Source organism: Streptomyces spiroverticillatus (genome assembly GCA_014650415.1).
Lineage (GTDB): Bacteria > Actinomycetota > Actinomycetes > Streptomycetales > Streptomycetaceae > Streptomyces > Streptomyces spiroverticillatus.
Genome location: BMUX01000004.1, coordinates 25,084 through 46,140, shown reverse-complemented (window position 1 = coordinate 46,140; position 21,057 = coordinate 25,084). Strand labels below are relative to the sequence as shown.

Annotated in this window: 22 protein-coding genes; 19 read left to right on the top strand and 3 right to left on the bottom strand. The window is 70.2% G+C overall.

From position 1 onward, the window contains the following. The first annotated feature begins 177 nt into the window (after positions 1-177). Positions 178-900, top strand: a complete 723-nt coding sequence (locus IE269_RS11780) for a DUF3159 domain-containing protein (RefSeq protein WP_189822821.1) — start codon at positions 178-180, stop codon at positions 898-900. 81 nt (positions 901-981) lie between these two features. Here the strand turns inward: IE269_RS11780 and IE269_RS11775 are convergent, their stop codons facing one another. After that, entirely contained in the window at positions 982-1,422 is a 441-nt protein-coding gene (locus IE269_RS11775; protein WP_189822820.1) for a cold-shock protein, read from the bottom strand. Between the two features lie 164 nt (positions 1,423-1,586). Here IE269_RS11775 and pcaDC point away from each other — a divergent pair, with 164 nt between their 5' ends. The 8 genes from pcaDC to IE269_RS11735 all read left to right on the top strand — a co-directional run bounded on the left by pcaDC (position 1,587) and on the right by IE269_RS11735 (position 8,324). Then, on the top strand, positions 1,587-2,867 hold the full coding sequence (gene pcaDC / locus IE269_RS11770) for a bifunctional 3-oxoadipate enol-lactonase/4-carboxymuconolactone decarboxylase PcaDC (protein WP_189822819.1): 1,281 nt from the start codon (positions 1,587-1,589) through the stop codon (positions 2,865-2,867). A gap of 37 nt (positions 2,868-2,904) precedes the next feature. Further along, positions 2,905-3,537, top strand: a complete 633-nt coding sequence (locus IE269_RS11765) for an MBL fold metallo-hydrolase (RefSeq protein WP_189823290.1) — start codon at positions 2,905-2,907, stop codon at positions 3,535-3,537. A gap of 58 nt (positions 3,538-3,595) precedes the next feature. Continuing rightward, positions 3,596-4,375 carry an exodeoxyribonuclease III gene (locus tag IE269_RS11760; RefSeq protein ID WP_189822818.1) on the top strand — a complete coding sequence of 260 codons (780 nt, stop codon included), beginning with the start codon at positions 3,596-3,598 and terminating at the stop codon, positions 4,373-4,375. A 113-nt stretch (positions 4,376-4,488) separates the two neighbouring features. Continuing rightward, entirely contained in the window at positions 4,489-4,941 is a 453-nt protein-coding gene (locus IE269_RS11755; protein WP_189822817.1) for a DUF6278 family protein, read from the top strand. Between the two features lie 184 nt (positions 4,942-5,125). Continuing rightward, entirely contained in the window at positions 5,126-5,869 is a 744-nt protein-coding gene (locus IE269_RS11750; RefSeq protein ID WP_189822816.1) for an amino acid ABC transporter ATP-binding protein, read from the top strand. Between the two features lie 12 nt (positions 5,870-5,881). Further along, on the top strand, positions 5,882-6,793 hold the full coding sequence (locus IE269_RS11745; protein WP_189822815.1) for a glutamate ABC transporter substrate-binding protein: 912 nt from the start codon (positions 5,882-5,884) through the stop codon (positions 6,791-6,793). Positions 6,794-6,807: 14 nt separating this feature from the next. Then, positions 6,808-7,452 (top strand): amino acid ABC transporter permease, encoded by a 645-nt coding sequence (locus tag IE269_RS11740; RefSeq protein ID WP_189822814.1) that lies wholly within the window; start codon positions 6,808-6,810, stop codon positions 7,450-7,452. Further along, positions 7,449-8,324 (top strand): amino acid ABC transporter permease, encoded by an 876-nt coding sequence (locus IE269_RS11735; protein WP_189822813.1) that lies wholly within the window; start codon positions 7,449-7,451, stop codon positions 8,322-8,324. Before IE269_RS11740 ends, IE269_RS11735 begins: the two co-directional genes overlap by 4 nt. Positions 8,325-8,435: 111 nt before the next feature. Here the strand turns inward: IE269_RS11735 and IE269_RS11730 are convergent, their stop codons facing one another. Then, on the bottom strand, positions 8,436-9,632 hold the full coding sequence (locus IE269_RS11730) for a L,D-transpeptidase (RefSeq protein WP_189822812.1): 1,197 nt from the start codon (positions 9,630-9,632) through the stop codon (positions 8,436-8,438). 305 nt (positions 9,633-9,937) lie between these two features. Between IE269_RS11730 and IE269_RS11725 the strand changes: the two genes are divergently transcribed. The 10 genes from IE269_RS11725 (at position 9,938) to IE269_RS11680 (ending at position 20,296) form a co-directional block, all read left to right on the top strand. After that, complete coding sequence (locus IE269_RS11725; RefSeq protein WP_189822811.1) at positions 9,938-11,098, top strand: nucleoside hydrolase; 1,161 nt, start codon at positions 9,938-9,940, stop codon at positions 11,096-11,098. A 135-nt stretch (positions 11,099-11,233) separates the two neighbouring features. Next, the gene (locus IE269_RS11720) at positions 11,234-12,331 is read left to right on the top strand and encodes a LacI family DNA-binding transcriptional regulator (protein ID WP_189822810.1); all 1,098 of its coding nucleotides are present in this window, start codon (positions 11,234-11,236) and stop codon (positions 12,329-12,331) included. Further along, a complete protein-coding gene (locus IE269_RS11715) occupies positions 12,328-13,302 on the top strand; it encodes a ribokinase (RefSeq protein WP_189822809.1) in 975 nt (324 codons plus the stop codon). The genes IE269_RS11720 and IE269_RS11715 overlap by 4 nt, the downstream gene beginning before the upstream one ends. Further along, positions 13,292-13,681: a D-ribose pyranase gene (gene rbsD, locus IE269_RS11710; RefSeq protein WP_189822808.1), complete on the top strand. Its 390-nt coding sequence runs from the start codon at positions 13,292-13,294 to the stop codon at positions 13,679-13,681. The genes IE269_RS11715 and rbsD overlap by 11 nt, the downstream gene beginning before the upstream one ends. 112 nt (positions 13,682-13,793) lie before the next feature. Next, positions 13,794-14,777, top strand: coding sequence for a sugar ABC transporter substrate-binding protein (locus IE269_RS11705; RefSeq protein WP_189822807.1), 984 nt, complete (start codon positions 13,794-13,796; stop codon positions 14,775-14,777). Further along, a complete protein-coding gene (locus tag IE269_RS11700) occupies positions 14,774-16,453 on the top strand; it encodes a sugar ABC transporter ATP-binding protein (protein ID WP_229897582.1) in 1,680 nt (559 codons plus the stop codon). The genes IE269_RS11705 and IE269_RS11700 overlap by 4 nt, the downstream gene beginning before the upstream one ends. Then, complete coding sequence (locus IE269_RS11695; protein ID WP_189822806.1) at positions 16,450-17,493, top strand: ABC transporter permease; 1,044 nt, start codon at positions 16,450-16,452, stop codon at positions 17,491-17,493. Before IE269_RS11700 ends, IE269_RS11695 begins: the two co-directional genes overlap by 4 nt. A 94-nt stretch (positions 17,494-17,587) precedes the next feature. Beyond that, positions 17,588-18,184 (top strand): PH domain-containing protein, encoded by a 597-nt coding sequence (locus IE269_RS11690; RefSeq protein ID WP_189822805.1) that lies wholly within the window; start codon positions 17,588-17,590, stop codon positions 18,182-18,184. 94 nt (positions 18,185-18,278) lie between these two features. After that, positions 18,279-19,061 (top strand): alpha/beta fold hydrolase, encoded by a 783-nt coding sequence (locus tag IE269_RS11685; RefSeq protein WP_189822804.1) that lies wholly within the window; start codon positions 18,279-18,281, stop codon positions 19,059-19,061. Beyond that, positions 19,058-20,296, top strand: coding sequence for a cytochrome P450 (locus IE269_RS11680; RefSeq protein ID WP_189822803.1), 1,239 nt, complete (start codon positions 19,058-19,060; stop codon positions 20,294-20,296). The genes IE269_RS11685 and IE269_RS11680 overlap by 4 nt, the downstream gene beginning before the upstream one ends. On the opposite strand, the gene IE269_RS11675 is transcribed toward IE269_RS11680, so the two are convergent. Then, on the bottom strand, positions 20,293-21,039 hold the full coding sequence (locus tag IE269_RS11675; protein ID WP_189822802.1) for a hypothetical protein: 747 nt from the start codon (positions 21,037-21,039) through the stop codon (positions 20,293-20,295). The two genes, IE269_RS11680 and IE269_RS11675, sit on opposite strands and share 4 nt — an antisense overlap. Between the last annotated feature and the right edge of the window lie 18 nt (positions 21,040-21,057).

The following is a 21,057-nucleotide window of genomic DNA, read 5'->3' as shown; positions in this document are numbered from 1 at the left end:
TCCCTGAAGGGAGTTGAGCATATGCACCTGCCCGACAGAGGGCAGCCGGCACCGAGGAAAGTAGAGATAACTCCACCCTCATTCGGGACCTGGCTGCGATGTGCCCGGCCCCTCCCGGCGGCCACGATGGAGCGCGTGGAAGATCCTCTCAAGGACCCTCAGACGCGGGGAGAAACGATGCACTCGGCCACGTCGCAGTCGCCGGGCGACCCGCCGGACCAGGCCGTCGACGACACGTCCGCCAAGGACCGGGCCAGGAAGGTCCCGGCGGACTTCCAGGGGCAACTGGCCTACGCCTGGGCGTACATCGGCGGCGTCCACGGCACGGTCCTGTCCGTCCTGCCGGTGATCGCCTACATCGCGGTCAACGCGGCGGCCGGCATGTGGCCGGCGATCTGGTCCTCCCTGGGCACCGCGGCCCTGGTGGGCGTCTGGCAACTGCTCCGCAAGGAGAAGCCCGCCGCCGCCCTCATCGGCCTGGGCACCGCCGTCATCACCTGCGGCGCCGCCGTCCTGGCCGGCGAGGCCAAGGGCTACTACCTCATCGGCAACTGGATCACGGTCGGCATCGGCAGCCTCCTGCTGCTGTCCGTCCTCGTGCGCCGCCCCCTGATCGGCCAGGTCTGGGCCGCCGCCAACTCCCAGGGCACCTTCTGGCGCACCGACCGCAGGTCCCTGCTCCACTACGACCTGGCGACCGTCTTCTGGGCGCTGCTGTGCTTCTCACGGTTCGCGGTGGAGCGGTGGCTCTACAACCTGGACGAGACCACCTGGCTGGGCATCGTCCGCCTGCTCATGGGGTGGCCGCTGACCTTCGTCGTCGTTCTGAACAACATCTGGGCGGTCCGCAAGGTCGACGCCCGCCGCAAGCTGTACGACCCCGACTACCGGGCCCGGTGACATCAGGCCCGGTGACACCGGGCCCGGAACACGCCTGCGGCGCCGCTCCTCACGAGCGGCGCCGCAGACGTGTCCGGTCGATCAGCCCTCGGTCCAGCCGTGGTTCTTGCTGAGCTGCGTCAGCGCGCGCCGGACCTGGAGGATCTGCTCACCGGTCAGCGAAGGCGCCGCCTCCAGCAGGACCTCGGTGACCTCCTGGGTGTACTCCTCCGTGGTCAGCACGTCGCACAGCGGGTCGTCGCCGTCCAGGTGCCGGGGCACGGAGGCCGGAACACCGGACCGATGGCCCGCCGAGGACGACAGCGGACTCCCGTCGGGCCCCGTGGCCATCCGGACGGACGAGGCCTTCAGCCCCCGGTCACCGTCCTCGATCTCGAACTCCACATCCAGCCCCGAGCGAACCGAGGCCTCGGGGAACAAGAGGTCGTTCACATGCAGGAAGACATCCTCCCCACCATGGGCGGGAGCAATGAACCCATAACCCCGCGTTCCGTCGAACCGCACCACACGACCGGCAACCATGCCAACCCCCAAATACACATCGGGCCCCGTGCCCGAAACACCTGGACCTCAAAATAGCCCTGTTCCGGCCGTTCGGGCGACCAGGACGATCTCAGGAGGCCCACGGCCGGCCTCCGACGACCCCGCTTGAGGGGGGCGTCCGGGCGAGATGGCAGCCTGGACCGGTGACTCAGACGACGGCAGAAACCCTGCAATACCGCTTTGACGGGCCAGAACACGCTCCGGTCCTCGTCCTGGGCCCCTCCCTCGGCACGACGTGGCACATGTGGGACCGGCAGATACCCGAGCTGACCCGCACCTGGCGTGTCTTCCGCTACGACCTGCCCGGGCACGGCGGCGCCCCCGCCGAGCCCGTGGCGTCGGTGGCGGAGCTGACCGCCCGGCTGCTCGCCGTCCTGGACGAGCTGGGCGTCCAGCGCTTCGGGTACGCGGGCTGCTCGATCGGCGGTGCGGTCGGCGCCGAGCTGGCGCTGCGGCACCCGCACCGGGTGGCCTCCCTGGCGCTGGTCTCGGCCTCGCCCCGGTTCGGCACGGCGGACGAGTTCCGCCAGCGCGGCGTCATCGTGCGGACCAACGGGATGGAGCCGATGGCCGCCGCCGCGCCCGGCCGCTGGTTCACCCCGTCCTTCGCCGCCGCCCAGCCCGCCATAGTGGAGTGGGCCGTGCAGATGGTGCGCACCACCGACCCCGGCTGCTACATCGCCGCCTGCGAGGCGCTGGCCGCCTTCGACGTACGGTCCGAACTGGGCCGGATCGCCGTGCCCACCCTCGTCGTGGTCGGCGAGCAGGACCAGGTCACCGGGCCCGGCGACGCCCGCACCCTGGTCGCGGGCATCCCCGACGCCCGGCTCGCGCTGGTGCCGGGGGCCTCGCACCTGACGCCCGTCGAGCAGCCCGCCGCCGTGACCGATCTGCTCGTACGGCACTTCTCCTCGGACTGGGAGGACGGCAGCACCACCCTGCTCGCCCCCGTCCCTCCGGCACCGGCGCCCGCGCCGGAGGAGGCCCCCGAGGCCCCGCCCGCCGCCCCCGCGAGCGAGCCCGAGCCGGTGCCCGCCGGGCGGCCCGACCCGTACGACGAAGGCCTGAAGGTGCGCCGCGAGGTGCTCGGTGAGGCGTACGTCGACGGGGTGCTGGCCGGGGCCGACGAGCTGACCGGCGACTTCCAGGACCTGCTGACCCGGTACGCCTGGGGCGAGGTCTGGACCCGCGACGGCCTCGACCGGCGCACCCGCAGCGTCGTGGCCCTCACCGCGCTCGTCGCGGGCGGCCACCACGCCTCCCTCGCCACCCACGTCCGGGCCGCCCTGCGCAACGGGCTCACCCCCGCCGAGATCCGCGAGGTGCTGCTCCAGACCGCCGTCTACTGCGGGGTCCCCGCAGCGCAGGCCGCCTTCGAAACCGCCCGGGAAGTGGTCCGGCAGGAGACCACGCCGCAGCCGTAGCAGGATGGAAGCCATGAGTGACACCCACCGCAGCAGCATCGAACTGACGAAGAAGTCCCACGCCTGCGTCCGCCTGGAGAAGGACGGCCGCACCCTGGTGCTGGACCCCGGCGCCTTCAGCGAGGCCGACGCCGCACTCGGCGCGGACGCGATCCTCGTCACGCACGAGCACGCCGACCACTTCAGCGAGCCGCACCTGCGGGCCGCCCTGGAGGCCGACCCCGCCGCCGAGATCTGGACGCTGCGCAGCGTCGCCGAGAAGATCTCCGCCGCCTTCCCCGGCCGGGTGCACACCGTCGGGCACGGCGACACCTTCAGCGCCGCCGGCTTCGACGTCCAGGTGCACGGCGAACTGCACGCCGTCATCCACCCGGACCTCCCGCGCGTCACCAACGTCGGCTTCCTCGTCGACGGGTCCGTCTTCCACCCGGGAGACGCGCTCACCGTCCCCGACCAGGCCGTCGAGACCCTCCTCGTGCCGGTGATGGCCCCCTGGAACAAGGTCTCCGAGGTCATCGACTACGTCCGCGAGGTCAAGCCGAGGCACGCGTACGACATCCACGACGCGCTCCTCACCGACCTCGCCCTGCCGCTGTACGGCCAGCACATCGGCAACCTCGGCGGCACCGACCACCACCATCTCGCGCCGGGCGCCTCCGCGCGGCTCTGACCTGCTCGGACACCGACACGCACCCCGACTGTCAGACCCGACGAGTAGGTTGAGAGACATGCGCATCGCCACTTGGAACGTCAACTCGATCACCGCCCGACTGCCGCGGCTGCTGGCCTGGCTGGAGAACACCGGCACGGACGTGCTGTGCATCCAGGAGACCAAGTCGACCGCCGAGCAGTTCCCCGCCGCCCAACTGCGCGAGCTCGGCTACGAGTCCGCGGTCGTCGCCGACGGCCGGTGGAACGGCGTGGCGCTGGTCTCCCGCGTCGGCCTGGAGGACGTGGTCTCCGGCCTGCCCGGCGGACCCGAGTACGGGGGAGTGCAGGAGCCCCGCGCCGTCTCCGCGACCTGCGGCCCGCTGCGCCTGTGGTCGGTGTACGTGCCCAACGGCCGCGAGGTCGAGCACGACCACTACACGTACAAACTGGCCTGGTTCGAGGCGCTGAAGGCCGCCGTCGCGGAAGACGCGGCGGGGTCACGGCCGTTCGCCGTTCTGGGTGATTTCAACGTCGCCCCCACCGACGCGGACGTCTGGGACCCGGCCCTCTTCGAGGGCGCCACGCACGTCACGCCCGCCGAGCGCGCCGCCCTGGCCGCCCTGCGGGACGAAGGCCTGTCCGACGTGATGCCGCGTCCGCTCAAGTACGACCACCCCTTCACCTTCTGGGACTACCGCGAGCTCGGTTTCCCCAAGAACAAGGGCATGCGCATCGACCTCGTCTACGGCAACAAGCCGTTCACCGAGGCCGTCACCGACTCCTACGTCGACCGTGACGAGCGCAAGGGCAAGGGCGCGTCCGACCACGCCCCCGTGGTCGTCGACCTCAACCTCTGACGCCGCAGGACCCTCCCGGGGCCCCGCACGGGGGCTCCGGGAGGGTCCCGGGAGCGCGTCAACACCCGCGCGCCTGTGGTGTGCAGAGCCATGTGGGTGCGAACCTGAGCGGTATGAATTTCCTGGACACCTGGCGCAAGCGCCACGGTATGGCGCGCGGATTCGCCGTGTACACGGCCGAAGGTGCCGACCAAGAGGGCATCGCCGAGCTGCTCTCCGAGTGCGAACTGCTGCGTGCCCGCGTCAAGAGTTACGGTCTCGAACTGGACGACAGCCCCGCCTCGTTGGAGGCCCTCGACCAGCTTCCGCCGCGCTGGCGCGACAACCCGGACGACGTGGAGGGCATGGAGGAGCTGCCCTGGCTGGGCAACGACGCCGGTCTCTACCTCGGCACCGTCATCGTCCGCACCGTGGCCGGCGCGCACTGGCACCTGTGGTCCAACGGCACTCCCGTCGTGATGCTGGCCTCCGGCCGCGACCTCGACGTCGTCGAGGCGGGCCACGACTGGGCCGCCACCGGCGCCCCCGAGCTGTCGCAGGTGTACGCGGAGGCCTCCGAGTTGTGACGCGTGTGACGCCCGTGGCCTCCCGGGGCGCGAGGGCACCAGCGTGTGCGTCAACACCCGCGTCAACCGCGTAAATACGGCTATTGGCGGTTCGTCCCGCTTGTGCGTGTCGGGCGTGAAGTCCCTTTCCGGGCTGGATAGTTTGCGCTGACCTCGACACAGCTGAGAGTGGGTAGGGCAGCGTATGGCCGTCGATCCGTTGATCGAGCTGCGTGGCGTCAACAAGTTCTACGGAAAGTTGCACGTCCTTCAAGACATCGACCTCACTGTCGACCGCGGGGAGGTGGTGGTGGTCATCGGCCCGTCCGGCTCGGGCAAGTCAACGCTCTGCCGGACGATGAACCGGCTGGAGACGATCGAGTCCGGCGACATCCTCATCGACGGCAAACCCCTCCCCGAGGAGGGCAAGGCGCTCGCGGAACTGCGCGCCGAGGTCGGGATGGTGTTCCAGTCCTTCAACCTCTTCGCGCACAAGACCGTGCTGGCGAACGTCTCGCTCGCCCAGGTCAAGGTGCGCGGCCGGAAGAAGGAAGAGGCCGACAAGCGCTCCCGGGAACTCCTGGAGCGCGTCGGACTCGCCGCGCACGCCGACAAGTTCCCCGCGCAGATGTCCGGCGGCCAGCAGCAGCGCGTGGCCATCGCCCGCGCCCTCGCCATGGACCCCAAGGCGCTCCTGTTCGACGAGCCGACCTCGGCCCTCGACCCGGAGATGATCAACGAGGTCCTGGAGGTCATGCAGCAGCTCGCCGCCGACGGCATGACCATGGTCGTGGTCACCCACGAGATGGGCTTCGCCAGGTCCGCCGCCAACCGCGTGGTGTTCATGGCGGACGGCTGCATCATCGAGGACCGCACCCCGGAGGACTTCTTCACCGCCCCGGAGAGCGACCGCGCCAAGGACTTCCTCTCCAAGATCCTCAAGCACTGAGGGGGCGGAGTCATGTTGCGTACCAGTACCAAAAGAGCTCTCGTCACCGCCGCCCTCGCGCTGCTCGCCGTCGCCTGCGGCAAGGAGGGCAGCCCGCCGGTCAAGGGCCCGCGCCCCGACCAACTCCCGCACTACCAGGTCGCCCCGGGCTTCTCGCTGCCCGAGTCGGCCACCTGGGAGAAGGCCAAACGGCGCGGCCACCTGATCGTCGGCGCCAAGGAGGACCAGCCGTACATGGGCGAGAAGGACCCGGCCAGCGGCCGCTACTCCGGCTTCGACATCGAGATCGCCAAGATGATCTCGGCGTCCCTCGGCTTCGACCCGGCCTCCGTCCAGTTCCGTACGATCGCCTCCGCGAACCGCGAAACCGCCCTCCAGAACGGGCAGATCGACTACTACGTCGGCACCTACACCATCAACGACAAGCGCAAGAAGCTCGTCGGCTTCGCCGGGCCCTACTACCTGGCCGGCCAGTCCCTGCTGGTGCGCACCGACGAGAACGACATCAAGGGGCCGAAGGACCTCGCGGGCAAGCGCGTCTGCTCCGCCGCGGGTTCCACCCCGTACCAGCGCATCGAGTCCGACCACCCGGAGGCGGACCTCGTCGCGTACGACACCTACTCGGTCTGCGTGGACAACCTGCTCACCTACCAGGTCGACGCCGTCACCACCGACGACACGATCCTGATGGGGTACGCGGCCAAGGTCCCCGACGAGATGAAGGTCGTCGGCACGCCCTTTTCGAAGGAGCCGTACGGCATCGGCGTCCCGCGCCCCGACAACGCGCTCCGGTTCGCCATCGACGACGCGCTCGCGGCACGCGAGAAGAACGGCGACTGGCAGAAGGCGTACGACGTCACGCTCGGGCTCTCCGGCCGCAAGGCCACCCCCGCGCCGCCCATCGACCGCTACCCGGCGAGCTGAGGGAGGCACCCGTCATGAACGTACTCACCGACAATTTCGCCCTGTACGGCAAGGGGTTCCTCGGGACGGTCGAACTGACCGTCTACGCATCCCTGCTGGCCCTCGTGCTCGGCTTCCTCATGGCCTCCTGCCGGGTCTCCCCGGTCGGGTCCTTCCGGGCGCTCGGCACGGCCTGGGTGACGGTGCTGCGCAACACCCCGCTCACGCTGCTGTTCTTCGCGGTGCTGCTGGGTCTGCCCCGCTTCGGACTGGTCCTGCCCTTCCAGCTGTTCGCGGTCCTCGCGCTCGGCTGCTACACCTCGGCGTTCATCTGCGAGGCGCTGCGCTCGGGCATCAACACCGTGCCGCTCGGGCAGGGCGAGGCGGCGCGCAGCCTCGGGATGACCTTCGGGCAGACGCTGACGACGGTGGTGCTTCCGCAGGCCTTCCGGTCCGTGATCCCGCCCGTCGGGTCCACGCTCATCGCGCTCGCCAAGAACTCCGCGATCGCCGGCGCGTTCTCCGTCACCGAGCTGCTCGGCACGTACAAGACCCTCAACGAGCTGGGCTACAGCGTCATCTGGTCCTTCGTCTGGATCGCCCTCGGATACCTGATCATCACCCTCACCATCAGCGCGCTCTTCCACGCGCTGGAGAAGCGTTGGGGAGTCGCCCGATGAGCCGCGCCCTGTTCACGGAGTCCACCGCCCTCTACGACATCCCGGGTCCCAAGACCCAGCGACGGCACCTCATGTACGGGATCGCCTCGACGGTCCTGCTGCTGGGGCTCGTCGGCTGGGTCGTGTATCTCCTGTTCCACACCGACCAGTTCACGGCGGCCAAATGGACCCCCTTCCAGTACAAGGGCATCCAGGAGCTGTTGCTCCGCGGACTCGCGAACACGCTCAAGGCGTTCGCGTACGCCGCGGTGCTCTCGCTCGCACTGGGCGCGCTGCTCGCGGTGGGGCGTCTGTCCGAGCACCGCCCGCTGCGTTGGATCGCCGGTCTGTGCGTGGAGTTCTTCCGCGCCATGCCCGTACTGGTGATGATCTTCTTCATCTTCGTCGCGCTGAAGGTCCAGCCGCTGCCCGCTCTGGTGGCCGGACTCACGCTCTACAACGGCTCGGTGCTCGCGGAGGTCTTCCGTACCGGGGTCAACTCCGTGGACCGCGGCCAGCGGGAGGCGGCCTACGCGCTCGGCATGCGCAAGACGCAGGTCATGACGCATGTTCTGGTGCCGCAGGCGGTCCGGGCGATGCTGCCGACCATCATCAGCCAGTTGGTGGTCGCACTCAAGGACACCTCCCTCGGATATCTGATCACTTATGAGGAGTTTCTCCATGCCGGAAAGCTCATCGCGTCCAATCTCGACTACGATTTGCCTTTCATCCCCGTAGTTCTGGTGATCTCACCGATCTACATCGGGATGTGCATGCTGCTCTCCTGGTTCGCCAACTGGGTGGCCAGGCGTCAGCGACGCAATCCCAAGACGGAGGCCGTGGACATCGGTCCGGCCGAGGCGGGGACGCTGCTGCCGGGCGGCAGGCAGTAGCTCGATGAGAGAGCAAGCCTGTCCGGCTGCAGCCGGGGATCACTTGTTCCGCCGCGGAAGCGGCGGAACGAGAAGGTCAGCTGCGTGCCGGACAGGTTGCGCTCGTCGGGGTCAGCCCTTGAGGGCGCTCTTGGCCTTCCAGTCCGCCCAGGACACATTCCAGTTGCCGTAACCGTTGTTGAGGGCCTGGGTGCCCTTGGCGTCGTCGCCGGTGACCTCGAAGGGGTCGCCGACCTGCACGGCGTCGTAGATGAACTTGGCGTTGGCGTCGCTCATGCCGACGCAGCCGGAACTCTTGTTGGCGGAGCCGAAGTAGGCGTTGTTCCACGGGGCGGCGTGCGCGTACATGCCCGACCAGGTCAGCCGCATCGAGTAGTCGACCATCTTGTCGTAGGCGTCGCCCAGTCCCACCGTCTCGGAGCGCATGTTGATGGTGCCCTCCTTCGACATCAGCACCGTCTTGCCGCGCCAGGACGCCTTGTCGCCGCCCGGGGTGCCCGCCGACATCGGGACGTCCTTGACGGTCTCGCCGTCGCGGATCAGCTTCAGGCGGTGGTTGTCGAGGTCGACCTTGACGATCTGGTTCTTCCCGATCGTGAACGTCGTCGTGTAGTCGCGGACGAACCAGCCGCCGCCCTTGCCGGAGTTCACGCCGTTCAGGTCGGCGTTCAGGGTGACCTTGGTGCCGGGCTTCCAGTAGTCCTTGGGACGCCAGTCGACGCGGTCCTTGCCGGAGTAGTCGGTCATCCAGCCCCAGGAACCCTCGGTGTTGTTCGAGGTGGTGACCTTGAGGTGCTTCTCGACGTCGGCCTTGTTCTTCACCGGGTTGTCGAACACGATCGAGACCGGGTGCGCGATGCCGATCGTGGTGTCCTTGCCGGGGGCCATGGAGAGCTTGTTGACCTTGTCGGCCACCGCGGTGGTGAAGTCCGCCTTGGCCGCGGTGGCGCCCGCCGCCTTCGCCTCGACCGTGTAGCTGGTGCCCGGCGAGGTGGTCCGGGCGGAGGTCCAGGACTTGCCGTCGGCGGATATCTGGCCGGTCAGCGTGCCGCCCTTGGTGTCCTTCACCGTGACCGAGTCCAGCTTGTCGCCCTCGGTGAGGGTCACCTTGACCGGCTCGCCCGCCTTGGCCTGCTTGCCCGTGGCGCTCACCGACACCTTGGTCTGCGGCGTCTCCTTGGCGGCGCCGGAGCCCTCACCGGTGCCGCTGCCGCCGTTGCAGGCGGTCAGCGCGGCTGCGGCGAGCACGGCCGTACCGGTGAGCGTGACGGTACGGTGCCGGGCGTGCGGGCGGCGTGTGCGGGTCAACTGGAAAACCTCCGTGGCGGTGCGTGGTCGTGCGGGTGCGGTTGCTTGTCCTTGTTCGTCCTCTCGTAAGGAGGTAATCCGGAAGGTCCCGGTTGCGCCAAACGGGGGAGCGGCTTTGTGACAAGTCCCGCAGCGGTCAGGGACGAAAGTCCCTGGACGCCGGGCCCATCGACCCCTTGCGGGTGCGAACGATCCGTGGCCCGCACGTCTCTTGCCGTTGTGGGGGTTGCTTCTGATAATCGCGCGGTCCGTTTCCCGGGGTGCGGTGCTGTGCCGTCCCCCTGCGTCCCCATCGGAGGACACCCGTGCGCAAGAGAACGTTCGGCCCGCTGCTCGCCGCCGCCCTGCTCGTCCCGCTGGTCGCCGCCTCGGCGCCGGCCGCCCCGGCGCCCGCGAAGGCGCAAGCCGCCCCGGTGCCCGCGAAGGCGCCGGCCGCCCCGGTGGCCGGCAAGGGTCGCAAGGTCATCCTGGACGTCGACATGGGGGAGCTGAACGACGACGCCGTCACCATGTTCATGCTCGCCAAGGCCAAGGACGTCGACTTCCTCGGCGTCACCGTCGTCAGCGGCAACACCTGGGTCGAGGAGGGCACCGCCTACTCCCTGCGCCAGCTGGAGCTCATCGGCCGCACCGACATCCCCGTCGTCGTGGGCGCGGGCGAACCCCTGATGCCCGGCCGTCAGGAGCGGCTCACCGCCGAGAACGCGCTGTACGGGAAGGCGCCGTGGGCCGGAGCCTTCGACTCCAAGCGCCCGTCGGCGTACGACAAGCTCGCGAAGCCCCCGTACGGCGGCTACCCGAAGACGAAGCCCAAGAAGGACACGGCGGCGGCGGACTTCATCGTCGAGCAGGTCAAGCGGTACCCGAACCAGGTCACCGTCTTCGCCGACGGGCCCGCCACCAACCTCGCGCTCGCCGTGCGCACCCACCCCGAGATCGTGCCGCTGATCAAGGAGGTCATCTACATGGGCGGCGCCTTCGACAAGCCCGGGAACATCACCCCCGCCGCCGAGTTCAACTGGTGGTTCGACCCCGAGTCGGCGCGCATCGCGGTCCGCACCCCCTTCCGCAAGCAGACGATCGTGCCCGACGACGCCGCGCAGCACGTCGTGTACGGCAAGAAGCAGTACGACCGGATCGTGGCGGGGAAGCAGACCCCGATCAAGAAGATCTTCAAGGACCTCCAGGGCCCCGAGTTCGCGAAGGACCCGAACACCACCCACCTGCTGTGGGACGCCATCACCGCGGCCGTCTTCCTCGACCCGGCCGTCGCGAAGAAGACCGACGTCCGGTACGTCGACGTGGACGCCAACTTCGGTGAGAACTACGGGCGTTCGCTCGGCTACAAGCTCGACGAGTTCGACGCGCCGAACAACCCGAAGGGGACCCGCAAGGCGGGCATCGTGCTCGACGTGAACGCCGAGCGGTTCTGGGACCTGTACATCGGGCTGCTGCGCACTGAATAAGACGTGACCGCGCACCCCTTGCGGTTGCGCGGGTTGCTTCTCATAATCCGCCGCAACACGAGTTGCCAATTCGTGTTGCGGCGGCCGGACTTCCCGGCCCGCCCGACGGGTGACGTGGGAAGACCGGGGGTCGGCATGGCAACACGACAGGACGTGGCGCTGCTCGCGGGCACGTCGCCCTCGGTCGTGAGCTACGTGCTCAACAACGGTCCGCGCTCCGTCGCCCCCGCCACCCGCGAGCGGGTCCTCGCGGCGGTCAAGGAACTCGGCTACCGGCCCAACGCGGTCGCGCGGTCGTTGCGGATGAGCCACACGATGACGCTGGGGCTCGTGGTGCCCGACGCCGCGAACCCCTTCTTCGCCGAACTGGCCCGCTCCCTGGAGGACCACGCCTGGGCCGCCGGATACACCCTCCTCGTCGGCAACAGCGTCGACGACCCCGCCCGCGAGGCCGGATACATCCGTACGTTCGTGGACCGCCAGGTCGACGGGCTCGTCCTGATCCCCTCCCAGGGGGAGAAGGCGTGGCGGGCGGAGCTGGCCAGGTCGGGAGTGCCCAGCCTGGTCTTCGACCGCGAGCTGGACGGGGTCGCCACGTCGTACGTCCTCGTGGACAACGCCCGGGGTGCGCAGACCGCCACCGAGCACCTGCTCGCGCACGGCCGCCGCCGCGTCGGCTGCATCGCCGGACCGCTCGGCATCCACCCCACGGTGGACCGCGTCGTCGGCTGGCGCACCGCCCTGGAGCGGGCGGGCCTGCGGGCCGGCTCGGGGTCGGGCGGGCGCACCGGCTGGGAGGCCTGCCCGGACGCCGCACCGCTGCTGCACGGCTCCTTCGGGCGGCTGGACGGCTACCGGTCGGGGCTCGCGCTGCTGTCGCGGGACCGCTCGGTGGACGCCCTGTTCGTCACCTCCGACGAACAGGCCGCCGGAGTCCTGCGCGCCGCCACCGAGCTGGGCATCCGGGTCCCCGACGACCTCGCCCTCGTCTCCTTCGACGGCATCGCGGCCGGTGCGTACACCTGCCCGGCGCTGTCCACCATGCGCCAGCCCTACGACGACCTCGGCCGCACGGCGGTACGCCGCCTGCTCGACCGGATGCGTGAACCCGACCTGCCCCCCACCCGGGACGTCCTCCCGGTGACCCTGCTGGCCAGGGGCTCCTGCGGGTGCCCCGACCCGGCGGGCGGCGAACACCTTGAACTTCGTGGAGAGAACGGTGAGCACGAGTGAGCACTGAACGACTGGTCGTGGTCGGCAGTCTGAACATGGACCTGTCGGTCACCGTGCCGAGGCTGCCCCGCCCCGGCGAGACCGTCTCCGGCGCCGACGTGGTGCGCGGCGCGGGCGGCAAGGGCGCCAACCAGGCCGTCGCCGCCGCCCGGCTCGGCGCCCAGGTGCGCATGGTCGGCCTGCTCGGCGACGACGCCCTCGGCAGCGAACTGCGCGAACGCCTCGCGCTGGAGGGCGTCGACGACCAGGCGGTACGTCAACTGCCGGGCGTTTCCAGCGGGTTGGCGCTCATCGTCGTCCAGCAGGACGGGGAGAACACCATCACCCTCTCGCCCGGCGCCAATCACCACCTCGACGTTCCCGCCCTCGGCACCCTCACCGGCGGCACCCTCGCCCAGAGCGCCGACACCCTCCTCCTCCAGCTCGAAGTGCCCCTGCCCACCGTCCTCGCCGCCGCCCGCGAGGCCCGTACGGCGGGCGCGCTGACCGTACTGAATGCCGCGCCGCTGCCCGCATCGGGGAGGGCGGAGCTCGCCGAACTCCTGCGTGCCGTGGACGTGTTGGTGGTCAACGAGACCGAGGCCGCAGGGCTGCTGCCGCGTACGTACGACGACTGGGCCGAGCACGCCGAGGCCCTGCGTGCGCTCGGGCCGACCACCGTCGTCGTCACCCTGGGTGCGGACGGCGCGGTCGCCGCCGACCCGCACGGGGTGTGCCGCGAGGGCGGGTTCAGCGTGGAAGCCGTCGACACCGTCGGCGCGGGCGACGCCTTCTGCGCGCAGCTCGCGCTCTCCCTCGGCTCCGGTACGCCGCTGGGGGAGGCCCTGCGCCGGGCGTGCGCGGCGGGGGCGCTGGCCACCACCCGGCCGGGCGCCCAGAGTTCACTGCCGTCCACCGACGAGGTCGAGGCGCTGCTCGACGGCGTACCCCTCCCGAAGCGTTCCGCGAACGAGGTGCACCATGCGTACTGACGGCCTCTGGCACCCCCGCCTCCTGGAGATCATCACCTCCCTCGGCCACGGCGACCTGCTCGTCGTCGCCGACCCCGGGCTGCCGGTGCCGACCGGGGTGGAGGTCGTCGACCTGGTGTGGCGGCGCGGCGAACCCACGTTCCTGCCCGTACTCGAAGCGGTCCTGGACGAACTCGTCCTGGAACACGCCACCGTGGCCCGCGAAGCAGCCGACCCGGACCTCCTGGTCGTCTTCGACCAGCAGTTCGCCGACGTCACCCTCGACCGCGTGCCGCACGCCCGGCTCAAGAAGCTCACCCGGCGTGCCCGCGCGGTGGTCCGCACCGGCGAGACCACCCCGTACGCGAATGTCGTCCTCCGCGCGGGCGTCCCGTTCTGACGAACTGTCAGGACCGTGTGGCGCCCACCCAGACCTCCCGGGGCCCGTCCGCCCTCGTACCACCGGACAAGGAACGTCCCTCAACCCGGCACTCTCGGAAGGCAGTTCAACGATGAACCGCAAGATCTCGCTCGCCGTCTCCGCATCCGCATCCCTGTTCCTGGCCGTCGCCCTCACCGGGTGCGGGCAGGAGGGCGGCTCGCCCTCGGCCGGCGGCGGCAAGGAGAAGAAGAAGGACGGCAAGCCGACGGTCTGCCTGATCATGAAGTCGCTCGGCAACGAGTTCTTCCAGACCATGCAGAAGGGCGCCGAGGAGCACGCCCAGAAGCTCGGAACCCTGGAGCTGAAGGCCAGCGGCATCCAGAACGAGACGGACATCGACGGTCAGGTCGCCGCCATCAACCGCTGCATCACCGACCAGGCCGACGCCATCGTGCTCGCCCCCGCCGACTCGCGTGCCCTCGTCTCGACGCTCGGCAGGGCCGCGAAGGCGGGCATCAAGCTCGTCAACATCGACGTCAAGCTGGACGACGGCGCGCTGAAGGCCGCCGGGCTGGACGTGCCCTTCGTCGGCCCCGACAACGCCGAGGGCTCCCGGCTCTCCGGCGAGGTGCTGGCCAAGAAGCTCGGCAAGGGAGGCAAGGTCGTCATCCTGGAGGGCAACCCGGGTGCCGCCAACGCCCAGCAGCGCAAGGCCGGTTTTGAGGAGGCCGCCAAGGACGGCGGGCTCACCGTCGTGGATTCCAAGACCGCGCACTGGGAGACCGACGAGGCGTACACCGTCCTGACCAACCTGCTCACCGCGCACCCCGACATCCAGGGCGTCATGTCCTCCAACGACTCGATGTCGCTGGGTGCGGTCAAGGCGATCGGAGCGGCGAAGAAGAAGGGCAAGGTCGTCGTGGCCTCCTTCGACAACATCGACGCCATCAAGCCCTACCTGAAGGATGGTCAAGTCGTCGCCACCGTGGACCAGTTCGCGGCCAAGCAGGCCGCCGACGGCATCGACGTGGCGCTGAAGACCATCGACGGCGGCAAGGCCGAGGCCTGGGTGAAGACGGACGTCAAGGTCGTGACCGGAGCGGACGCGGGATGAGCGGGCACGATGAAGCGGTGCCGGCGGTCCTGGAGGCCGCCGGCATCGGCAAGACGTTCCCCGGGGTCAAGGCCCTCGACGGCGTACGGGTGGACCTGCGGGCGGGGGAGGTGCACGCCCTGCTCGGCGAGAACGGGGCGGGCAAGTCCACCCTCGTCCGCATCCTGGCGGGCATCCAGCCGCCCGACACCGGCACCATGCGCCTGGGCGGCGAGCCGTACGCGCCCAAGGACGCGGCGGCGGCGATGAAGGCGGGGGTCCAGGTCGTCCACCAGGAGCTGAACCTGCTCCCGAACCTCACGGTCGCGGAGAACCTCTTCTTCCAGCGGCTGCCCCGCAGGTACGGGCTCGTCGACCGGCGCACCCTCAACCGGCGCGCACAGGACCTCCTCGACGAGGTCGGTCTCGACGTCCGGCCGCACACCAAGGTCGAGCGGCTCGGCATCGCGCAGATGCAACTCCTGGAAATCGCAAGGACGTTGTGGCAGGACTGCCGGGTCCTCGTCATGGACGAACCCACCGCCACCCTCACCTCCCGCGAGACCGAGCGCCTCTTCGAGGTGATCCGCCGGGTCACCGCACGCGGCACCGCCGTCCTCTACATCTCCCACCACCTGGAGGAGGTCTTCGAGATCGGCGACCGCATGACGGTCTTCCGCAACGGCCGCCACGTCGTCACCAAGAACCTCGCCGACACCGACACCGCCGAGGTCATCCGGCTGATGGTCGGCCGCGACCTCGCGCAGGAGTACCCGCCCTACGTGTCCCGGCCGCCCGGCGACGAGCTGCTGCGCGCCGAGGACCTGCACCCGCGCGGCGGCAGCCCCGTCAGCTTCGCCCTGCACGCGGGCGAGGTCGTCGGCGTCGCCGGGCTGGTCGGCTCCGGCCGCACCGAGACCGTACGTGCCCTCTTCGGGGCCGACCACCACGACGGCGGACACGTGTACGTGAAGGGCCGCCGGGTCCGCATCCGCACGCCCCGGGACGCCGTCCGGCACGGCATCAGCCTCCTCACCGAGGACCGCAAGGGGCAGGGGCTGGTCCTCGACATGCCGGTCGCCGCGAACGTGACGCTGGCCGCCACCGGGAAGGTCTCGCGCGGGGGACTGCTGAAGAGGGGTGAGGAGGACGCGTACGCGCACCGGGCGGTGGAGCGCCTCGGCATCCGGACCCCCGGCATCCGTACGGCGGTGAGGACCCTGTCCGGCGGCAACCAGCAGAAGGTCGTTCTCGGCCGCTGGCTGCTCGCCGGGACCGACGTCCTCGTCGTCGACGAACCCACCCGGGGCATCGACGTCGGCGCCCGCTACGAGATCCACCAGCAGCTGACCGACCTCGCCTCCGCCGGCAAGGCCCTCCTCGTCGTCTCCTCCGACCTGCCCGAACTCATGGGCATCTGCGACCGCATCCTCGTCTTCTCGCGCGGCCGGATCGCCGGGGAGGTGGCGCGGGAGGACTTCGACAACTCGCGCATCCTGGCGCTGGCGTACTCGGGGTACGTCACGCAGACGCCGGTCGCGGACCCGGTCCCTGGCCCGGCCGCGGAACCGACCCCTGGCCCGGACCCGGTCGCGGACCCGACCCCTGACCCGGACCCTGCCCCGGTCCCGGCCCTGGACCCGGTCCCGGACACACCCACCGACGTACCCACCAAGAACGGTGAGACCTCCTCATGACCACACCGGCCCCCACCAAGGAAGCCGCCCCGGCGCCCGCCGGCGAGCGGCGCACCGCACGCCAGCTCTCCCGGCAGGTGATGGGCGAGGCGGGCATCGGCATCGCCCTGCTCGCGCTCGTGCTGATCTTCACGCTCGCCGCGCCCAAGTTCGCGACCTCCGACAACCTCACGAACATCGCCACCGAGATCACCCTCAACACGATGCTCGCGGTCGGCATGACCTTCGTCATCCTGGTCGGCGGGATCGACCTGTCGGTGGGGTCGGTGATGGCACTGTCGGGCGTCGTCGCGGGCGAGGTGCTGACGTCCACCAGTCTGTCCACGCCGGTCGCCGTACTGCTGACGGTGCTGATCGCGGCGGCCGTGGGCATGGCCTGCGGCTTCGTCAACGGGTTCGTCTCGGAGCGGTGGCGCGTCCCCTCCTTCATCGTCACGCTCGGCATGCTCAACGTGGCGCGCGGCGCGGCGCTCGAATACACCGACGCCAAGACCCTGTACGACTTCCCGCCCGGCTTCAGCCACTTCGGCACCTCCACCCTCCTCGGCATCCCCTCCCTCTTCTGGATCGCGCTGGTCATGGCGGTGATCGGCCACCTGGTCCTCACCCGTACGGTCTTCGGCCGGCTGGTCTTCGCGATCGGTGCGAACGAGGAGGCGGTACGGCTCTCCGGGCACCGCACCAGCATCATCAAGGTCGCCGTGTTCGTGATCGCGGGCTTCGCGGTCGGCATCGCCGCCGTCACGTACATGGCGCGCCTGAACATCGCCAGCCCCACCATCGGCAGCGGCTACGAACTCTCCGCGATCGCCGCCGTCGTCATCGGCGGGGCCTCGCTCTCCGGCGGCAAGGGCTCCATGATCGGCACCCTGCTGGGCGCCTGCCTGCTGGGTGTCCTCACCAACGGCCTCCTCCTCATGGGCGTTTCGGACTTCCAGCGGCAGATGATCACAGGTGTGGTGATCATGGTCGCGGTCGTCGTCGACCACTACCGGGGCAAGCTTGCCGCCCGCATGCCGCAGAAGGCGGCCGCAGGCTGAATCCACTGTCACCCGGTGGAGAGTCGGTACCGATTACGGGGCCGATTACCGTCGGGTACTGGTGCTCGGGCCGCACAGCGCCGAAGCTCTGACCATGACGCATGCAGAGGATCCGCAGGGACCGCAGGACGCGGTGCGCGCGGAGGACACCAGAATCGAGCTGCCGCTGCGCGGGGTGGTCAAGGCGATGCCCATCGCGGCGGCAGTCGTCACCGTGATGTGGGGATACACCGTCTACGCGGTCGTCGCGGGCGGCAACAACGCCGCGCTCTCCGCAGCCCTGATGTCCTTCCTCGGCCTGCTGCTCCTGTTCGTCGCCGTGACGTACTGCGGCTACCTGGTCCGCCCGCTGACCCTGGGGGCGGGCCCGGCCGGAATCCTGGTCCGCCTCCCGCTCCTCGCCGAACGGACCGTCCCGTGGGACGACGTCCTGGCGGTGCGGGCGGCGGGGGTGCGGGCCGGCCAGTTCCTCATCGTGGAGGCCCGCGAGTCCACGCCGGGCGCGCTGCCGTACATCTCCCGGCCGAGGGCGGCGTACCGCCGCTTCTCCCTGATGACGGGGAGTGCGCCGAGGGTGAAGCAGGGGTGGTGCTTCGAGACGTACGTCTTCGAGTTCGGGATGGACGAGGTGCTGGGACTGGTGCGGGAGCATGCGCCGGCGACGTTGCATGTGGAGGATCGGCGGCGCTGAGGGGCCCGGGAGGCGCCCTTGTCCCCGGGAGCGGACGGCGGCACCGTGGAGATCCGCCGGGTCGGGTGCTCGGCGCCGTCCGATCGGAGTCCCGATGGCACCTCACATTCTGCCCCACACCCTCGTCGGCGAAGGCCCTCACCATGTGCTCGCCGTGCACGGGTGGTTCGCCGATCGGGCCGCCTATGCGGCGGTCATGCCCGACCTGGATCTGGAGAGCTTCCGGTATGCCTTCGTCGATCTGCGGGGGTACGGGGAGGCGTTGAACGTGGCGGGGAGTTTCACCACCCGGAAAGGGGCGGCGGACGTGCTGGCCGTTGCGGATCATCTGGGGTGGGAGCGGTTCTCGGTCGTCGGGCATTCGATGGGCGGGAGTGTGGTGCAGCGGATCGTGGCGGCCGTGCCCGGGCGGGTGCGGCGGATGGTGGGGGTGTCGCCCGTGCCCGCGAGCGGGTTGCCGATGCCGCCGGAGCACTGGGAACTGTTCGCGGGGGCCGCCGATCGGCCGGAGAACCGGCGGGCGATCATCGACCTCACCACCGGGGGCGTCCGGCCCGCCGCCTGGCTGGACCGGATGGTGCGGCAGTCGGTGGGGCGCAGCGACGCCAAGGCGTTCCGGACCTGGCTCGACTCCTGGGCCGGTGAGGACTTTCACGACGAGGTCGTGGGGGCGGACGTGCCCGCGCTCGCCGTCGTGGGGGCTCTTGATCCGGCGCTCGGTGCGGGGCTGATGCGGGAGACCTGGATGCGCTGGTACGCGCGGGCCGAGCTCGTGGAGATCGGTGGCGCCGGGCACTACGCCATGGACGAGACACCGCTGGAACTGGTGCGTACGGTCGAGGACTTCCTGCGGGCGGACGGGGATGTGGGGGTGTGAGTGAGGTGCGGGGCGTTCCGGATGTGTACGATCCGCGCCGGTACGCCCGGGGTGTCCCGCACGACGACTTCCGGTGGCTGCGGGACCACGAGCCGGTCGCCTGGCAGGAGGAGTACGAGGTGCTGGGCTGGCCCGCCGGGCCCGGCTTCTGGGCGGTGGCCCGGCACGCCGACGTCGTACGGGTGCTGAAGGACGCGCGGGTCTTTTCCTCCCGGCTGGGGGCCACTCAGATCCGTGATCCCGATCCCGCCGACCTGCCCTTCGTACGGCGCATGATGCTCAATCAGGATCCGCCGGAGCACGGGGTGTTGAGGCGGGTGGTCAGTCGGGCCTTCACGCCGGGGCGCATCGACCGGTTCGAGGACCGGGTGCGGGAGCGGGCCCGGACGCTTCTGGAGGCGGCGGTACGGGAAGGCCCCGTCTTCGACCTCGTCTCCGCCGTCACCGACACGTACGCGCTGCTCAACCTCACCGACCTGCTCGGCGTCCCGGCGGCCGACCGGGGGCTGCTCCTGGACTGGACCGAGCGCGTCATCGCCTACCAGGACCCCGAAGAGGCCCACCGGCTGGTGCGCGGGCCCGACGGGCGGCCGGTGAATCCCCGTTCACCGGCGATGCTGGGGGAGATGTTCGCGTACGCGCGGGAGTTGGCGGCGTACAAGCGCGAGCATCCGGGGGAGGACCTCATGACGGCGCTGGCGCAGGCCGAGGGGCTGCGGGAAGCCGAGCTGGAGATGTTCTTCTTCCTGCTGACCGTGGCGGGGAACGACACCGTACGCAGCGCGGCGCCCGGCGGCTTCCTCGCGCTCGCCGAGGACGCGGTGGCCCAAGAGGCCATGAGAAAGGTCGAGTTGGCGGGTGCGGTGGAGGAGCTGCTGCGGTGGCATCCGCCCGTGCTCAGCTTCCGGCGGACCGTCGCCGAGGACACCGAACTCGCCGGGAGGAAGCTCCGCAGAGGCGACAAGGTCGTCGTCTTCCACGCGTCCGCGAACCATGACGAGCGGGTCTTCGCCGACCCGCACCGCCTCGACCTCACCCGCTCGCCCAACCCGCACGTTTCCTTCGGCGACGGCCCGCACGTCTGCCTCGGCGCCCACTTCGCCCGCCTCCAACTGCGTGTCCTGCACGAAGAGGCGTTGCGGGTGCTGCCCCCGTACCGGTTGACCCGGCCCCCGCGACGGCTCGTCTCGCACTTCATCAACGGGATCAAGTCCCTTGAGGTGGAGGTGGGTTAGGAGATCGCGCGGTGGGAGTTGCGGGGCGGGACCGGCAGCGGGGTCTGGGCCGCGCGGGTCACGTCGGCGACCAGTTCCACCACGTCCGGGCCGTACGCCTGGGAGTTGACGACCTTCAGGAGGAGGCAGAAGGAGCGGTTGCCGTGCTTGCGGGCCAACTTCTCGTGGTTGCGGGCGAGATAGCGGGTGGCGGCCTGGTTGGTGATGGCGCGCTGGCCGCAGAAGAGGAAGACGGGGCGGGCGTTCTCGCCGACTGTCAGGCGGGCGAGGAGGACGTACTCCGCGATGCCGTGCTCCAGGCGGTAGCGGTCCGTACCGATCTGGAAGGCGCCCCGGTCGGGGGAGGGTTCCACGTCCACGTTGATGCGGATTCCCGGCAGAAGGCTGGCAAGATGTGCCGTCATGCGCCGATTTGACCCTGGCCCCCCGACGCAGAATTCAGTGCGCTCGCCGAAGCCCTGCTGGGCGAGGTCGTGGGAGAGGATCTGGGCGTGCGCCCCGCAGTCCTTGATCAGGGCGGAGAGTTCGAGGAGCGCGAACACGTCGAAGCGGTGCACCGCCCCGTCGTTGCCCGCCTCGCGGTTGACGATCAGCAGCGACTCGGAGTTCCGCGGCAGCCCGAAGAACTGCTGTTTGCGGTGGAGTCTGCGCCGCCAGAGGTACGTACGGGCGAACCAGCCGATGGCCGCGCTGAGGCCGGCGGCTATCACGCCCAGGACGATGTTGCGGAGGTCGTCGCTCATGGGCGGGCATGGTAGCGG

Bases quoted from the DNA above. Each gene is read 5' to 3' on its own strand.
- rbsD (WP_189822808.1), top strand. From the start codon at position 13,292: ATGCGTACTGACGGCCTCTGGCACCCCCGCCTCCTGGAGATCATCACC.
- IE269_RS11780 (WP_189822821.1), top strand. From the start codon at position 178: ATGCACTCGGCCACGTCGCAGTCGCCGGGCGACCCGCCGGACCAGGCC.
- IE269_RS11705 (WP_189822807.1), top strand. From the start codon at position 13,794: ATGAACCGCAAGATCTCGCTCGCCGTCTCCGCATCCGCATCCCTGTTC.
- IE269_RS11775 (WP_189822820.1), bottom strand. From the start codon at position 1,422: ATGGTTGCCGGTCGTGTGGTGCGGTTCGACGGAACGCGGGGTTATGGG.
- IE269_RS11735 (WP_189822813.1), top strand. From the start codon at position 7,449: ATGAGCCGCGCCCTGTTCACGGAGTCCACCGCCCTCTACGACATCCCG.
- IE269_RS11695 (WP_189822806.1), top strand. From the start codon at position 16,450: ATGACCACACCGGCCCCCACCAAGGAAGCCGCCCCGGCGCCCGCCGGC.
- IE269_RS11690 (WP_189822805.1), top strand. From the start codon at position 17,588: ATGACGCATGCAGAGGATCCGCAGGGACCGCAGGACGCGGTGCGCGCG.
- IE269_RS11685 (WP_189822804.1), top strand. From the start codon at position 18,279: ATGGCACCTCACATTCTGCCCCACACCCTCGTCGGCGAAGGCCCTCAC.
- IE269_RS11755 (WP_189822817.1), top strand. From the start codon at position 4,489: ATGAATTTCCTGGACACCTGGCGCAAGCGCCACGGTATGGCGCGCGGA.
- IE269_RS11720 (WP_189822810.1), top strand. From the start codon at position 11,234: ATGGCAACACGACAGGACGTGGCGCTGCTCGCGGGCACGTCGCCCTCG.
- IE269_RS11760 (WP_189822818.1), top strand. From the start codon at position 3,596: ATGCGCATCGCCACTTGGAACGTCAACTCGATCACCGCCCGACTGCCG.
- IE269_RS11740 (WP_189822814.1), top strand. From the start codon at position 6,808: ATGAACGTACTCACCGACAATTTCGCCCTGTACGGCAAGGGGTTCCTC.
- IE269_RS11750 (WP_189822816.1), top strand. From the start codon at position 5,126: ATGGCCGTCGATCCGTTGATCGAGCTGCGTGGCGTCAACAAGTTCTAC.
- IE269_RS11675 (WP_189822802.1), bottom strand. From the start codon at position 21,039: ATGAGCGACGACCTCCGCAACATCGTCCTGGGCGTGATAGCCGCCGGC.
- IE269_RS11745 (WP_189822815.1), top strand. From the start codon at position 5,882: ATGTTGCGTACCAGTACCAAAAGAGCTCTCGTCACCGCCGCCCTCGCG.
- IE269_RS11700 (WP_229897582.1), top strand. From the start codon at position 14,774: ATGAGCGGGCACGATGAAGCGGTGCCGGCGGTCCTGGAGGCCGCCGGC.